At 62.0% G+C, this 13542-nt stretch carries 16 protein-coding genes; 7 read left to right on the top strand and 9 right to left on the bottom strand.

Annotation, left to right across the window (positions count from 1 at the left end):
* Window positions 1–91: 91 nt before the first annotated feature.
* From B5P46_RS09575 to B5P46_RS09565, 3 genes are all read right to left on the bottom strand, one after another.
* Window positions 92–1006: a cytochrome c gene (locus B5P46_RS09575; RefSeq protein ID WP_129418451.1), complete on the bottom strand. Its 915-nt coding sequence runs from the start codon at window positions 1004–1006 to the stop codon at window positions 92–94.
* 197 nt (window positions 1007–1203) lie between these two features.
* Complete coding sequence (locus B5P46_RS09570; protein WP_017959595.1) at window positions 1204–1644, bottom strand: c-type cytochrome; 441 nt, start codon at window positions 1642–1644, stop codon at window positions 1204–1206.
* A gap of 130 nt (window positions 1645–1774) precedes the next feature.
* Window positions 1775–2410, bottom strand: a complete 636-nt coding sequence (locus B5P46_RS09565; RefSeq protein WP_129418450.1) for a LysE family translocator — start codon at window positions 2408–2410, stop codon at window positions 1775–1777.
* Between the two features lie 130 nt (window positions 2411–2540).
* On the opposite strand from B5P46_RS09565, the gene B5P46_RS09560 reads away from it, so the two are divergent.
* Window positions 2541–3233, top strand: a complete 693-nt coding sequence (locus B5P46_RS09560) for a helix-turn-helix transcriptional regulator (protein ID WP_129418449.1) — start codon at window positions 2541–2543, stop codon at window positions 3231–3233.
* 22 nt (window positions 3234–3255) lie between these two features.
* On the opposite strand, the gene B5P46_RS09555 is transcribed toward B5P46_RS09560, so the two are convergent.
* On the bottom strand, window positions 3256–4026 hold the full coding sequence (locus B5P46_RS09555) for an SDR family NAD(P)-dependent oxidoreductase (protein ID WP_129418448.1): 771 nt from the start codon (window positions 4024–4026) through the stop codon (window positions 3256–3258).
* 177 nt (window positions 4027–4203) lie between these two features.
* On the opposite strand from B5P46_RS09555, the gene B5P46_RS09550 reads away from it, so the two are divergent.
* Window positions 4204–5112 carry an AraC family transcriptional regulator gene (locus B5P46_RS09550; protein WP_129418447.1) on the top strand — a complete coding sequence of 303 codons (909 nt, stop codon included), beginning with the start codon at window positions 4204–4206 and terminating at the stop codon, window positions 5110–5112.
* Here B5P46_RS09550 and B5P46_RS09545 read toward each other — a convergent pair.
* A complete protein-coding gene (locus B5P46_RS09545; RefSeq protein WP_129418446.1) occupies window positions 5109–5954 on the bottom strand; it encodes a metallophosphoesterase in 846 nt (281 codons plus the stop codon). The genes B5P46_RS09550 and B5P46_RS09545 overlap by 4 nt on opposite strands.
* Window positions 5955–6091: 137 nt before the next feature.
* Entirely contained in the window at window positions 6092–6694 is a 603-nt protein-coding gene (locus B5P46_RS09540; RefSeq protein WP_008528928.1) for a superoxide dismutase, read from the bottom strand.
* 225 nt (window positions 6695–6919) lie between these two features.
* Between B5P46_RS09540 and B5P46_RS09535 the strand changes: the two genes are divergently transcribed.
* The 3 genes from B5P46_RS09535 to B5P46_RS09525 all read left to right on the top strand — a co-directional run bounded on the left by B5P46_RS09535 (window position 6920) and on the right by B5P46_RS09525 (window position 9017).
* Window positions 6920–7246, top strand: coding sequence for a hypothetical protein (locus tag B5P46_RS09535; RefSeq protein ID WP_129418445.1), 327 nt, complete (start codon window positions 6920–6922; stop codon window positions 7244–7246).
* Window positions 7247–7473: 227 nt separating this feature from the next.
* The gene (locus tag B5P46_RS09530) at window positions 7474–8127 is read left to right on the top strand and encodes a class I SAM-dependent methyltransferase (protein ID WP_129418444.1); all 654 of its coding nucleotides are present in this window, start codon (window positions 7474–7476) and stop codon (window positions 8125–8127) included.
* 158 nt (window positions 8128–8285) lie between these two features.
* On the top strand, window positions 8286–9017 hold the full coding sequence (locus B5P46_RS09525) for a sulfite exporter TauE/SafE family protein (RefSeq protein ID WP_129418443.1): 732 nt from the start codon (window positions 8286–8288) through the stop codon (window positions 9015–9017).
* A 74-nt stretch (window positions 9018–9091) separates the two neighbouring features.
* Here B5P46_RS09525 and B5P46_RS09520 read toward each other — a convergent pair whose 3' ends face one another.
* Window positions 9092–9436 (bottom strand): nuclear transport factor 2 family protein, encoded by a 345-nt coding sequence (locus B5P46_RS09520; RefSeq protein WP_018446277.1) that lies wholly within the window; start codon window positions 9434–9436, stop codon window positions 9092–9094.
* A gap of 332 nt (window positions 9437–9768) precedes the next feature.
* Between B5P46_RS09520 and B5P46_RS09515 the strand changes: the two genes are divergently transcribed.
* Window positions 9769–11010, top strand: coding sequence for a multidrug efflux MFS transporter (locus tag B5P46_RS09515; protein WP_129418442.1), 1242 nt, complete (start codon window positions 9769–9771; stop codon window positions 11008–11010).
* Here the strand turns inward: B5P46_RS09515 and B5P46_RS09510 are convergent.
* A complete protein-coding gene (locus B5P46_RS09510; protein ID WP_129418441.1) occupies window positions 11007–11627 on the bottom strand; it encodes a TetR/AcrR family transcriptional regulator in 621 nt (206 codons plus the stop codon). The genes B5P46_RS09515 and B5P46_RS09510 overlap by 4 nt on opposite strands.
* Window positions 11628–11742: 115 nt before the next feature.
* Between B5P46_RS09510 and gstA the strand changes: the two genes are divergently transcribed.
* Window positions 11743–12426, top strand: a complete 684-nt coding sequence (gene gstA / locus B5P46_RS09505; RefSeq protein ID WP_129418440.1) for a glutathione transferase GstA — start codon at window positions 11743–11745, stop codon at window positions 12424–12426.
* A 42-nt stretch (window positions 12427–12468) separates the two neighbouring features.
* Here the strand turns inward: gstA and nadE are convergent, their stop codons facing one another.
* A complete protein-coding gene (gene nadE / locus B5P46_RS09500; protein WP_129418439.1) occupies window positions 12469–13302 on the bottom strand; it encodes an ammonia-dependent NAD(+) synthetase in 834 nt (277 codons plus the stop codon).
* Window positions 13303–13542 lie beyond the last annotated feature (240 nt).

Genomic DNA, 13542 nt, shown 5'->3' with positions numbered 1-13542 from the left:
GCGGCGGTTCTCGACGACCCACGACATGCTCTATCTCTTTGTTTTCACGCAATTCCGGACGCAACCGCTGTGCACTTTTGCTGGAGTTGCTCTAGCGGCCCGGCACGGCCTTCAGATAGGCGGCGATCGCCTCGCGGTCGGAGGCCGGCAGATGGGCAATGTTCTGCTGCACATCGACCATCGAGCCGCCGACGGAATCGAAATCGGGGGTGAAGCCGGTTTCGAGGTAGTTCACGATATCGGCCTCGCTCCAGCTGCCGATGCTTTTGGAGGCCGGGGTGATATCGGGTATGCGGCCCTTGCCTTCCGGATTGGGCGCGCCGGCAAGCCACACATCGGCCTGGAAGCCGCCGAGCGCATCACGCGGCGTATGGCATTCGCCGCAATGGCCGGGGCCTTCGACGAGATATTGCCCGCGCTTGATCTTGTCGTCACTCTTTGCCAGGGCGACGCGCGGCTGGTCGTTGAGATAGAGGAATTTCCAGCCGCCGAGCGCCAGCCGGATGTTGAAGGGGAACGGCAGTTCATGCGGCGGCGCGACGTTTGCGCTCTTCGGCAGGGTTTTCAGGAAGGCGAAGAGATCGTTGACGTCCTTGTCGCTCATGCGGGAATAAGAGCTATAGGGGAAAGACGGGTAGAGATGCTGCCCGCCCGGTCCGACGCCGCGCTTCATGGCGTTGCCGAACTGGGCAAGTGTCCAGCCGCCGATGCCGGCCGTTTCATCGGGTGAGATGTTCGGCACATGGAAGGTCCCGAAGGGGCTCTTCAGCGCCAGGCCGCCTGAGAGTGTCAGCTTGGCATCGCCTTCGGAACCGGGCGCGGCATGACAGCTGACGCAGCCGCCCGCCCAGAAAACCATCTGACCATTTGCCGGATCCGGCGCGCCGAGACCGGCCCAATGGCTCTCCGGCAGCGGATCGGGTGCGGTGACGAGATAGAAGGCGCCTCCGCCGAGGACGGCGACGCCGATCAGACAGAGCAGTAACCGGATGAACCTGCGGACCATGCGCCGCCTCCCCTATTGTCAAGATGTCCCCGTCGGCCGATCCGGTGACCAGTCCGCAACGCGCGGAGAATAAGGCGATCCGCGCCGACGACAAGGCCGGCGCGGATCGTGTACTTTCTTTTGTTTTACGCAATCCCGGACGCAAAAACCGCTGCACACTTTTGCTGGAATTGCTCCAGATGAAAAAGGCCTATCGCTCACTTGCCGAGGCGATAGGCCTTGTGACAGCCGGCGCAATTGGCGCCGAGCGTGTTCATCGTCGCACCAATGGCCGCGGGATCGGCCGGAAGCTGAGCCAGCGCGGTTTCGGCATCAGCGGAAAGCTTGGCGGCGCGCGCCTTGAAGTCGTCCATGTTTTCCCAGATCTTCGGGCTCGCCGCTTCGTCGCCCGTCTCCGTGCCCGGCTTGAATTGGTCGGGGAAGACCTTGGCCGTTGTGGCAATCGTCGTCAGCGCCGCCTTCACCGCTTCGGCGTCATAGGGCTTGGTGCCCTTGGCAATGGCTGCCAAGGCCCCGGCCGAACCGCCGATCTGCTTCATCAACGCAACCCGCGAATCATGGGTGCCGTCGGCGGCGGTCACCGAACCGAAGGCCATGCCGGCCATGGCAACGGCTGCAGCTGCTGCTTTCCAATTCATATTGCTCTCCCTTTTTCCTCGGCCAAGCTGGCCGATGGCCAATCTGCACCGGCAGCATGACAAAATCCATGCATCCGGGCAGTCACGTTTTGCCGGATCATCATAAAAACAATGTGATAGGCGGGGTGGTTCAGGCGCTTTTCCACCCCTGCCAGAGGCTGAAGGCGGAGACCGCAACCAGCAGCAGTCCGGCGAAGCGGCCGACAAAGGCCGTAACGTCAGGGTTTGAGACGAGCAGGTCGCGGCTGCGGCCGGCCGTCATCGCCAGCGTGCCGTAAATGGCGAACTGGGTGACGACGGTCATGGCGCCCATGATCAGCCCCTGCATCCAGATCGGGCCATATTCCGGTCTGAGGAACTGCGGATAGACGGCAAACATGAAGATATAGGCCTTCGGATTGACCAGGCAGGTGACGGCGCCCTGGCGGAAGGCGCGCCAGCCGGAGCGTGCCGTTCCCGGCCCAACCGCCTCGACGGTGATCGAGCTGCGGATCAGCGAAATTCCGATCCAGATCATGTAGGCAACGCCGGCAAAGAGCAGCACGTTGAAGAACTGCGGCAGCATGGTGACGAGCACGCCGACGCCGGCCGCGCCATAGGCCGAATGTACAGCACCCCCGGCCATGATGCCGCCGGTCGCCGCCAGCCCGCGCTTGACGCCGCCGGTCAGCGAATTGGCGAGCACGAAGAGCATGTCCATGCCCGGCACGATGATGATGCCGAAGAGAAGGGTGAAGAAGAGCCAGAGGTTTTCGTGGTAGTTCATGTCAGTTACCGCCTTGAGTTCTGCAGGCCATTTTGAAAGACCCTGATTGATTTCAATCTGATAGGCGGCTCTATACGGGAACCCAACTGACAGTGTATTGTCAGGAGCGTGACGGATGGGAGAGGCAAAAATGCGCAAGGCCTCGCGGCTTTTCGAGATCATTCAGATCCTCAGGCTGGCAAAAAAGCCGATGACGGCGGCGACGATGGCCGAGACGCTCGAGGTAACCGTGCGCTCGATCTATCGCGACATCGCCGCACTTCAGGCGATGCGGGTGCCGATCGAAGGCGGGCGCGGCATCGGCTACATCATGCGGCCGGGCTTCGACCTGCCGCCGCTGATGTTCTCAATCGAGGAGATGGAGGCGATCGTGCTGTCACTGGCGCTGCTCGAACGGACGGCGGACGAGGAGCTGAAACAGGCTGCGCGCCGGGTGAACCAGAAGATTGCCGGCGCCGTGCCGCCGCCGCTGCGCCAGGCGATGGACAACAAGGCGCTTTATGCGTGGGGCTCGATTGCGCAGCCGGCAGGCTTCGACCTGGCGATCGTGCGCCGCGCGATCCGCGACGAACGCAAGCTGATGCTCGGCTACTGCGACGAGCTCGGCCGCGCAAGCGAGCGGACGATCCGGCCGATCGCGCTGATCTATTATTCGCAAACCGCCAATATCGTCGCCTGGTGCGAGCTGCGCCAGGCGATCCGCAATTTCCGCAGCGACCGGGTGGAGCGCTGCGCAACAGCTGAGGATTTCTTCAAGGGTGACGGCGACCGGCTGCGGGAACTCTGGACCAGCGGTTGGGCGGAGAAACCGATCGCCGTCTAGCTATTCGCCCAATCGCGATTATTCAGAGCGACATGCCGCCGGAAACCTCGATACGCTGGGCATTGACCCAACGGTTGGCATCGCTCAACAGGGAGGCGATCATCGGCCCGATATCGTCGGGCACGCCAGCGCGGCCCAGTGCGGTCATGGAGGCGACTGCACGGTTGATCTCCGGATTGTCCCGCACCATGCCGCCGCTGAAATCGGTTTCGATGGCGCCCGGGGCGACGGTATTGACGGCAATGCCGCGAGGGCCAAGCTCCTTGGCCATGTAGCGCGTCAGCACCTCGACTGCGCCCTTTATCGAGCCGTACGCCGAAGCGCCGACCATGGCCATGCGGGCAAGACCGCTGGAGAGGTTGACGATGCGGCCGCCGTCCTCGATCACCGGCAGGAGCTTCTGCGTGAGGAAGAAGACCCCCTTGAAATGCAGGTTGTAAAGCTTGTCCATCTCCGCTTCGGTCGTCTCCAAAATCGGGGCGTGGTAGCTGGTGCCGGCATTGTTGACGAGAAAGTCGAAATGCTCTCGCCCCCAGCCCTTGAGGATCTCGCGAACACTTTCGACAAAGGCATCGAACGCCGCCACGTTGCCGGCATCAAGTTGAAGTGCAGCGGCCTTGCGGCCCAGCGCCTCGATCTCAGCGACGACCTGCTCCGCCTCGTCGCGGTTCGAGTTGTAGGTCAAGATCACATCGACGCCGCTCCTTGCCAGATTGACGACCGTGTTGCGGCCCAGGCCGCGGCTTCCGCCGGTTACGATTGCGATTTTCGAGGTTGAATTCTGGTTAGGCATTTCAGGTACTCCTGATGTTTTGATAGACCAGTTTATGCGCAGCAAGCCTGGAATCCTGAATGCCGAAACCCTGCAATTTCTTGCCTATTCCTCCAAACGCCTTGCCCAGCCGGGCTGAGAGATTAAGATCATCCTCACCGGCGCGGCAGACCGACCCCGCGTTCACTGGAGACTAAGATGTCCGCAGATCTGAAGCAGGCGCTCAATGGGTACATGGATGCAAATGGCGGCGGTGACGGCCTCTTCGCCACCGCTATCGACGGTTTTTTCCTGATGCGTTCCAGCACTCTCTCCATGCCGAAACCGGCGATCTACCGACCGGCGCTCTGCATCATCGTCGATGGCGCCAAGCAGCTCATGTTCGGAGACCGCCTTTTCGATTACGAAGCGATGCAAGCGCTTATCATCAGCGTCGAGATGCCGGCCTTCGGACAGGTGACGAAAGCCAGTGCCGAACGGCCGATGATCGCCATCAACCTGGAACTCGACGTCACTATCCTGCGCGAGGTGCTGGAGGAGATGGATGCACCGCCGAGGCCGGCAGGCGACGGCGGGCCGGGTGTTTTCGTACAAGAATTCGGCCCCGAGCTGCAGGACTGCATACTGAGACTGATCCGAACGCTCGCAACGCCCAAGGCAATCCCAATCCTTCATCCGGCAATCATGCGAGAGATCAGTTTCTGGTTGCTTTCCGGAAAAAATGGCGATGAGGTCTGCAAGCTTGCATTGCCCGACAGCCATACGCGCCGCGTGGCCGAGGCCATCTACCTGTTGCGCGGCAATTTTGCGGACGCCGTCCGGGTGGAAAAGCTTGCGGCGGCAGCCAGGATGAGCCCTTCCTCCTTCCACCAGCATTTCAAAATCCTGACCACGATGACGCCGCTGCAGTATCAGAAGCAGTTGCGGCTACTCGAGGCCCGGCGGCTGATGGTGACCGATGGGTTCAACGCCGCAAACGCGGCCTATCAGGTGGGTTACGAGAGCGCCTCCCAGTTCAGCCGCGAATATGCCCGCATGTTCGGGACACCACCGAAGCGCGACATCAGTGAAATGAAGGCGATGCCGGCTGAGCCGGCAATCAGTTAGATGGACAGCGTGCGGCTCGGCTCCCGGCCGAAGCCGCGGATCTCGATGCGGCCGGCATCGACCTCGACGATGGCGAAGGCGTTTTCCGTCTCGGTGTCGACCACGCCCTTGAAATTGACGAAGTGGCAGCCGCCGGCCATGCCGTAATTGCCGACATGGTCGTGACCGTTGAGATAGGCGACGACATTGCGCTCAGAGGCGAGCAGCGCGACGATGCGGTCGCTGTCCCACATGCCGTGCTCACTGGGCGGATGCACCGGATAGTGATTCATGACGATCACCTTCTCGCCGGCCTCGGCCGCTTTTGCGATTTCATCGCCAAGCCAGGCGAACTGCTCGTCGCTCAGCGCGGCATTCCAGCGATGGGCGTTCCTCGCACCCTTGGCCTGCAGCTCCGCCAGCATCTCGGCGGCAAGCGCACGATGATGATGGCCTTCGGGCGGCGCGAAGATGCTGACCTCATTGCCGTCGAGCACGATAAAGCGCCAGCCGTAGCGCAAGAAGCTGTAATAGGGCGACGGCATGCCGAGACGCGCGGCGACTTCGGAGAGATGCCCCGCAGAGACCGAGAAATCGTGGTTGCCGAGCAGGAAGAGCGCCTCGTGCCTGAGCTGCTCATAGACCGGCAGTATATCGTCGAAGCTTGAAAAGTTTCGGTCGATGACATCGCCGAGCGTCATCACGAAGCTCAGCTCCTCTCCATTGAAGACCTCGATCGCCGCGGCGACCTTGGCAAGGCTGTTGGCGTAATGGCGATCCATGGCCACATGCGGCGCGATCGCGGCATATTGCGGGTCGGCGATGATGCCGAAGCGGAATGGGGGAGAAGAGGAAGAAGACATGGGGCGTGATTAGGAGCGGCCGATGACAGGGATGTGACGGCTTCGCGTGAAAACGAAACACCCGGCGTTTAGGGCACCGGGTGTCAAATTCTAAGAGGCTGACGACATCGCCGCCATGGCGGCGAGCCTGGTACCGCTTACTTCGTGGCTTCTTCGTAACGTTCCAGGACGTAGTCCCAGTTGATCAGGCTATCGACAAAGGCCTCGAGATATTTCGGGCGGGCGTTGCGATAGTCGATGTAGTAGGAATGTTCCCAGACGTCGACGCCGAGGATCGGGGTGGCGCCGTGAACCAGCGGGTTTTCGCCGTTCGGGGTCTTGGAGATTTCGAGCTTGCCGTTCTTGACGGAAACCCAGGCCCATCCGGAGCCGAACTGGGTGGCGCCGGCATTGGCGAAATCGGCCTTGAACTTGTCGTAGCCGCCGAGATCGGAGGTAAAGGCAGCTTCGAGCTTGCCCGGCAGCTTGTTGCCGCCGCCGCCCTTCTTCATCCACTTCCAGAAATGGATGTGGTTGTAGTGCTGGGCGGCGTTGTTGAAGAGGCCGGCATTGGTGCCGAAGGACTTCTTGACGACGTCTTCGAGCGACAGGTCCGAAAGACCGGCTTCGGCGGCGAGCTTGTTGCCGTTGTCGACATAGGCCTTGTGGTGCTTGTCGTGGTGGAACTCCAGCGTTTCCTTCGACATGAAGGGAGCAAGCGCTTCGTAGTCATAGGGAAGTTCAGGCAATTCGAAAGCCATGTCAGATCTCCTCTTGGCAATAGATTGCGTCTCGGCAGGTGAGGCGGAACATAGGAGGGGAAAGGGGGAGAGGCAACCGGCGAATTATCAAAAAACGACCGGCCGGAGGAAAATTTGCCTCAGTTGCAGGGTTGGAGTCGCGCGTAGAAATCGCTTGGGCAAATCGATGGGAATACCCGCCCCGAAAACCACTTTGCCTGTTATGGAGATCAACGGAGACCCGATATGAACAGGAATATAATCCAGCTTCTCGCTGCCGCCGCGCTGCTTTCGCTTTCAGGTGCGGCGCATGCCTCCTCCGATGAGGCCTGGAAGCAGCTCGCCGCCGACGTCGAGGCCAAATGCGAGAAGGCAGCGGTCACGATCGAGAAGCCCAGCGCCACCGTCGATCCCTTCGGCAGCTCGCATTACGGGCTTGCCCTGGTGACCGGCAAGCCGAAGGGAGCCAAGGGGCGGATCGCCCAGATCTGCGTCTACGACAAGCAAAAGAAAACCGTCGAGATCGGCAGCGAGCTGGACGCCAAGACGCTCGGTCTCACGCCGGCCAAATAGGCTGCCTTGGATTGCACCCAGGTGCCCCCAAAGTGATCGCAGGTGAGAATCTGTGCCTTGCGTCACATTTCGTGGGGAACCGGAGCCTACCCTTAGGAGTTGAAAGGCTGGGCTTTAGGGCGGTTTGCGCTTTTCATAGAAGCGCAGAACCGCTCAAATCTTTTGTTTTATGCAATTCCTGGAAAACCGCTTTCACTTTTCCTGGAATTTTCTGGGGAGGTGCCGGCATGTCAGAGCTTCGCAGCAGGGCGGAAGATCAGCAGAAAATCTATCAGCGCTGGGCACCGGTCTATGACCGGGTTTATCGCGGCATCCTGCGCGATGGTCACCGCAAGCTTGCAGCCCTCGCCGCTGCGGCCGGCACCGACATCCTGGAGATCGGCGTCGGCACCGGCCTGACGCTCGGGCATTACCCGCGCCACTGCCGGGTGACCGGCATCGACATTTCCGAACACATGATCGCGCGGGCGCGTGAAAAGGCGAAACGCGAAAACCTTGAGCATGTGCAGGCGCTGGAGGTGATGGATGCGCATGCGCTTACCTTTACCGACCGGTCTTTCGATACCGTCTGCCTGCCCTTCGTCATCACGCTCATCCCCGAACCCGAACGGGCGCTGGACGAATGCGCCAGGGTGCTGAGGCCGGGCGGCGAGATCATCCTCGCCAGCAAGCTTGGCGACGGCGCCGGTCTGCAGGGTGCGATCGAGGCGGCAGTGGCGCCGCTGGTGCGTCACATCGGCTGGTCCTCCGCCTTCCGCATTCACCGCATCGTCGCCTGGGCCGAGCGCCGCGGCGATTTTGCCGCTGCCGATATCCTGCCGGTCTTTCCGAACGGCTTCTTCAAGATCATCCGGCTGAAGCAGCGCGGACTTGCCGGCTGAGACCGGAAATTTTTTCCCCGCGTCGCGGGTTCTGCCGCATAATTCCTTAAACCGGAATCGCTTTAAGGAGTTATGCGGCAATTCAAAGTGTTACAGCGTCCTTTGCGCGTCTAAAGACGCGCGGCGCTGTAATGCTACCGTTCGTCTGAGGGGACTGCATGACATCGGATATCTTCTTTTTCATCGTCGTGGGTTTCTGCGCGCAGATCGTCGACGGCGCGCTCGGCATGGCCTTCGGCGTATTGTCGACGACGAGCCTTCTCGCCTTCGGAGTGCCGGCGGCCAATGCCAGCGCCATGACGCATGTCGCGGAAATGTTCACCACCGCCGCCTCGGGCATCTCGCATGCCTATCATCGCAACGTCGACTGGCGTCTGGTGGCGCGGCTCGCACCGGCCGGCATGATCGGCGGCGCGATCGGGGCCTATCTGCTTGCCAATATCGACGGCAAGGCGATCGAGCCCTTCGTGTCGGCCTATCTGATCGCAATCGGGCTGGTGATCCTCTACAAGGCCTTTCGGCCGCCGCCGAAACGGGATGTTCGCGACTGGATGGTGCCGCCGGTCGGGTTTTGCGGCGGCGTTCTCGATGCGATCGGCGGCGGCGGATGGGGGCCGATCGTCACCAGTTCGCTCGTCAGCCGCGGCCATGACCTGAAGCGGGTGATCGGCTCGACCAATTTCACCGAATTCGCAGTGACGCTGACGATTTCCCTGACCTTCATCCTGACGCTCGGCTGGTCAGAACTCGATTCGGCGATCGGCCTGATCATCGGCGGCGTCATCGCCGCCCCCTTCGGCGCGATCCTCGTCAAACGACTGCCAGTGCGGCCGCTGATGGTGGCGGTGTCGATGATCATCATCGGCACTTCGGCGATACGGCTCCTGTGAAGACCGCCTCGCTAGCGCATAGGAAGTGTTACGGCGTCCTTTGCGCGTCTGAAAAGACGCGCGGCGCTGTAGGGTTACAGATTCCGGCCGAAATAGACATCCACGGAGGCGATCTTGTCGCCGCGGAAGCGAAGGCTCTCGATGTTGCGGAAGCTGCCGCCATCCCGTTTTTCGGCACGGTAGCGGATGACGGCCTCGTCACCGTCGATCGCCAGGAATTCAATGTCAAAGCCGCGGAAGACCGGCTCCTTCGGCCAGCAGCGCTCGAAATAAGTCGCTCGGTCGATGTGGTCGTCGCGCGGACTGGAGAAGGTGAAATCCTCCGTCAACATGGCGCCGACGATATCCTTACGGTCGTCGAGATAGGCGGCGTAGAGATGGCGGACAGTCTGCTCTCGGGATGTGCGCATGTCGCTCATGGCAATGTCCTCGGATTAACCGATTGCATCATGCAATCGGTCATGTTGTAGCACTTTTGCCCGAAAGGGTCCAGATTGCGGCTCTCATTTCCAAAGACAGGCCACCGATGCGAAAGCGCCGTCTTGAAGGATGGGCCATAGCGCGGTTATATCAGCGCGTGCCCGCCCTGGAACGGCGAGCGCATGCACCGATACGGCCTATGCGCTCGACCTCGAAAAGCTCGATCTTCAGGACAGTTTCACCCGCGCCGATCCATCGCCGCGGCAAAGGGCACATCGTTTCATCAGGCGTGCGGAACTTCGCCCGCGCGATCAATGCCGGGGCCGAGAGAATGACCGATACGCAATTGGACGCCGCCAGCGCCAGGCCGGGCTCGATGCACTGGAAGCGCAATCTCACCATCTCGCTGATCGGCTCCTTCACCACCATCGTGGCGATGACGCTGCTGCTTCCCTTCCTGCCGCTCTATGTCGAGGAACTCGGCGTCAGCGACCATGCTGACATCGTGCAATGGTCGGGCATCGCCTATGGCGCCACCTTCTTCGCCGCGGCTCTCGTCGCCCCGCTCTGGGGCCGGCTTGGCGATATTTACGGCCGCAAGCTGATGCTGGTGCGCGCCAGCCTCGGCATGACGCTGGCGATCTCGCTGATGGGCATGGCCGGCAATGTCTGGCAGTTGGTGGCGCTGCGCCTCTTCGTCGGGCTTGCCGGCGGTTATGCCTCCGGCTCGATGGTGCTTGTGGCGACGCAGACGCCGAAGGATCGTTCGGCCTGGGCGCTCGGGGTGCTCTCCTCCGGCATCATGGCCGGCAATCTCGTCGGGCCGCTGATCGGCGGCGCGCTGCCGCCCATCATCGGCATCCGCGGCACGTTTCTGGCCGCCGGCGGCATGATCTTCCTCGCCTTCCTCGCCACAGCCTTCCTGATCAAGGAGGAGAAATCGCCGGCACGCAAAAAAGCGGCCAAGGTCAGCGGCGGCTGGAAATCCATTGCCGACAAGCGGCCCGTCATCGCCATGCTGGCGACCGGCATGCTCTTGATGTTTGCCAATATGTCGATCGAGCCGATCATCACCGTCTATGTCGCGCAGCTCGTGCCCGTCGAATCCCAGGTGACGATGGTATCGGGCGTCGTCATGTCGGCGGCCGCCCTCGGCAGCATTCTGTCAGCCTCATGGCTCGGCAAGCTCGCCGACAGGAGCGGCCACTGGCCGGTGATTGCAGGCGCACTCGCCGTGGCCGGGCTGTTGCTGATCCCGCAGGCCTTCGTCACCAGTTCCTGGCAACTGATCATCCTGCGTTTCCTGATGGGCGCAGCACTCGGCGGGCTGCTGCCTTGCATCGCCGCGGTCATCCGCCACAGCGTACCGGATAGTGCGGCCGGCAGCATTCTCGGGCTTTCGATTTCCTCGCAATATGTCGGCCAGGTGGCCGGCCCCATCCTTGGCGGCTTTGTCGGCGGGCATATCGGTATGCGGGCGGTTTTCCTCGGCACCTCCGTGCTGCTTCTCGCCGGTGCGGCCTATGCCTGGATGGTACGGCCGAGGGATACGGAGACTCGGGACTCGACCTAAGAATTATTGGCGCTTCCGCAGATCAGCTCGACGCCCGACCGGGCAATCGCTTCCAGCGTCTCGCGGCTGTCGCCGGCGCGGGCGCGGACGGCGAGCGAATGCATGACGGCGGAGGCGAGCCTGGCAAGCATCTGCGGATCGGCGCTCTCCGGAAGCTCACCCCTTTCCACGCCAAGCCGCATGCGCTTTTCGATCTCGTCGTCGAAATCGTTGAGGCTGCGGCCGAGCACCTCGCGGACCCGCTCATGCTGGACCGCCTCGACCGATGCCGTTCCGATCAACAGACAACCGCGGGCGGCGGTTTCACCATGCAGATAGATCGCCAGCGCACCCGCATAGACACGGGCGATATTGTCGCGCAGCGGCAATGACGGGTCGAGCGCTTCGGCGAGTGTATTCATGCCGTCCTGCCGATAGCCCTCCAGCGTATCGAGATAAAGATCCTCCTTGTCGCCGAAGGCGCCGTAGAGGCTCGGGCGGTTGAGGTTGGTCGCAGCGCTCAGATTGTCGAGCGAGGCGGCGGCAAACCCCCTGTCCCAGAAGACATCCCGCGCCTTGCCGAGCGCCGCCTTGGCGTCGAAGCCCCTCGGCCGGCCACGCTTCTTCTCGTCTTTCATATTTGTACCGCTTCGCATTAAATTCTTGACGAGAGTCATTTTATGCGAAACAGTACAGATGTTCAACACCATCGACGGGCGGCATCGACCGCCTGCGTGAGAGAGGAAATCCGCAATGAAACTTTATATGCACGCCGCGGCCTGCTCGCTTTCGCCGCACATCATCTGCCGGGAGCTGGGGCTCGATATCGAGCTCGTCCAAGTCGACCGGCAGACCCACAGGACAAGCACCGGCGAGAATTACCTCGCGATCAACGGCAACGGTTATGTGCCGGCGCTGGTGCTCGACGACGGCAAGGTGCTGACGGAGGGGCCGGCGATCGTGCAGTTCCTCGCCGACAGCGTGCCCGAAGGGGCAGCCCTGTTGCCTGAGGTCGGCAACATCCGCCGCAACGAGGTGCAATCCTATCTCAACTTCATCACCGCCGAGCTGCACAAGCCGATGGTGCTGCTCTTCGATCCGACTTATTCCAGTGTTCATGGGGAGGTCCGCGCGCTGATATCGAAGCGGCTGACATGGCTGAACGGCCGTCTTGCCGGACCCTATCTCACCGGCGATACGTTTACGGTGGCGGATGCCTATCTCTTCGTCTGCCTGAACTGGTCGCCCTGGACCGACATCGATCTCAAGCAATGGCAGGCGCTGCACAGCTTCATGGCCCGGGTGGCGGCACGGCCGAAGGTGCGCGAGGCGCTGCAGGCCGAAGATCTCGAAGCCTTCGATGCCGACGGCGTCTATTTCGCGCCGCATGCCTATCTCGCTTCATCAGGACGGACGGGCGAGCCGGTCAGGCCGTAAACCCCAGCTCGCGCCCGTACGCATCCCACGCCTGGGCGACCGTCAGAGGGCGCTGACAGTCACCGGCAAAGTGCGCTTATGAGTGGTCGCACGATAGGCGGCGAGGATGCGGCGCCGGGCGATCTCGCCGACCGGCTTGCCTTCGAGGAAATCGTCGATCTCGTCATAGCTGACGCCATAGGCCTCCTCGTCGGGGCGCAGCGGTCGCTGGTCCTCAAGATCGGCGGTCGGCACCTTGAAGACCAGCTCGTCCGGGGCACCGAGCCGCTTTGCCAGCAGGCGGACGCGGCGTTTGTTGAGGCCGGCGAGCGGCAGGATATCGGCTGCGCCATCGCCGAACTTGGTGAAGAAGCCCATGACCGCCTCGGCCGCATGATCGGTGCCGATGACGAGGCTGCCAAGCGCACCGGCAAGGGCGAACTGGGCGATCATGCGCTGGCGCGCCTTGATATTGCCGAGGATGAAATCCTGCCGGCCGGCATCGGCAAAGGCGAGGCCGCCGTCCTGCGCGGCGGCAAGCATCGCATCCGCCGGCGCCTTGATGTTGACCACCATCGCGCGGTCGGCGCCGATCGTTTCCAGCGCCCTCACCGCATCGGCCTCGTCCGCCTGGACACCATAGGGAAGGCGCACGGCAATGAATTCGGCCGCATGACCGCTGTCACGCAGCTCGCGCACTGCCTTCTGGGCCAGCAGCGCCGCGGTCAGCGAATCGACGCCGCCGCTGATGCCGAGGACGTAGCCGCGCATGCCCGAAGCGACGAGATAATCCTTGAGGAAAGCGGTTCGCCGTTCGATCTCCCGCTCAGCGTCGATGTCGGCGGCGACACCCAGTTCGCGGATGATCTCGCCTTGTTCGTCGAACAGCACAGTCATAAGCCTCTTCCTCCCCGCTTACGGAATTTCGGCGCCACTATGGCGAAAAGATGGGGGAAGACGAAACCGTTTCGGGCAGACCTGCCATGCATTTTATGCAAGTGGGCGTCGGGGCTTGGTCTCTCGGTGGGTGCAGCACCCCCCTCTGCCGGGCATCTCCCCCACAGGTGGGGAGATCGGCAAGAAGCTATGTCTCGCCCTCAATTTACGATTCATGTGACGCCAGTTGTTTGGGGAAAC

This window comes from Rhizobium leguminosarum (genome assembly GCF_004123835.1).
GTDB lineage: Bacteria > Pseudomonadota > Alphaproteobacteria > Rhizobiales > Rhizobiaceae > Rhizobium > Rhizobium leguminosarum_M.
Note: the sequence above shows the minus strand (reverse complement) of the source record. Positions and strands in the feature narration are given on the sequence as shown.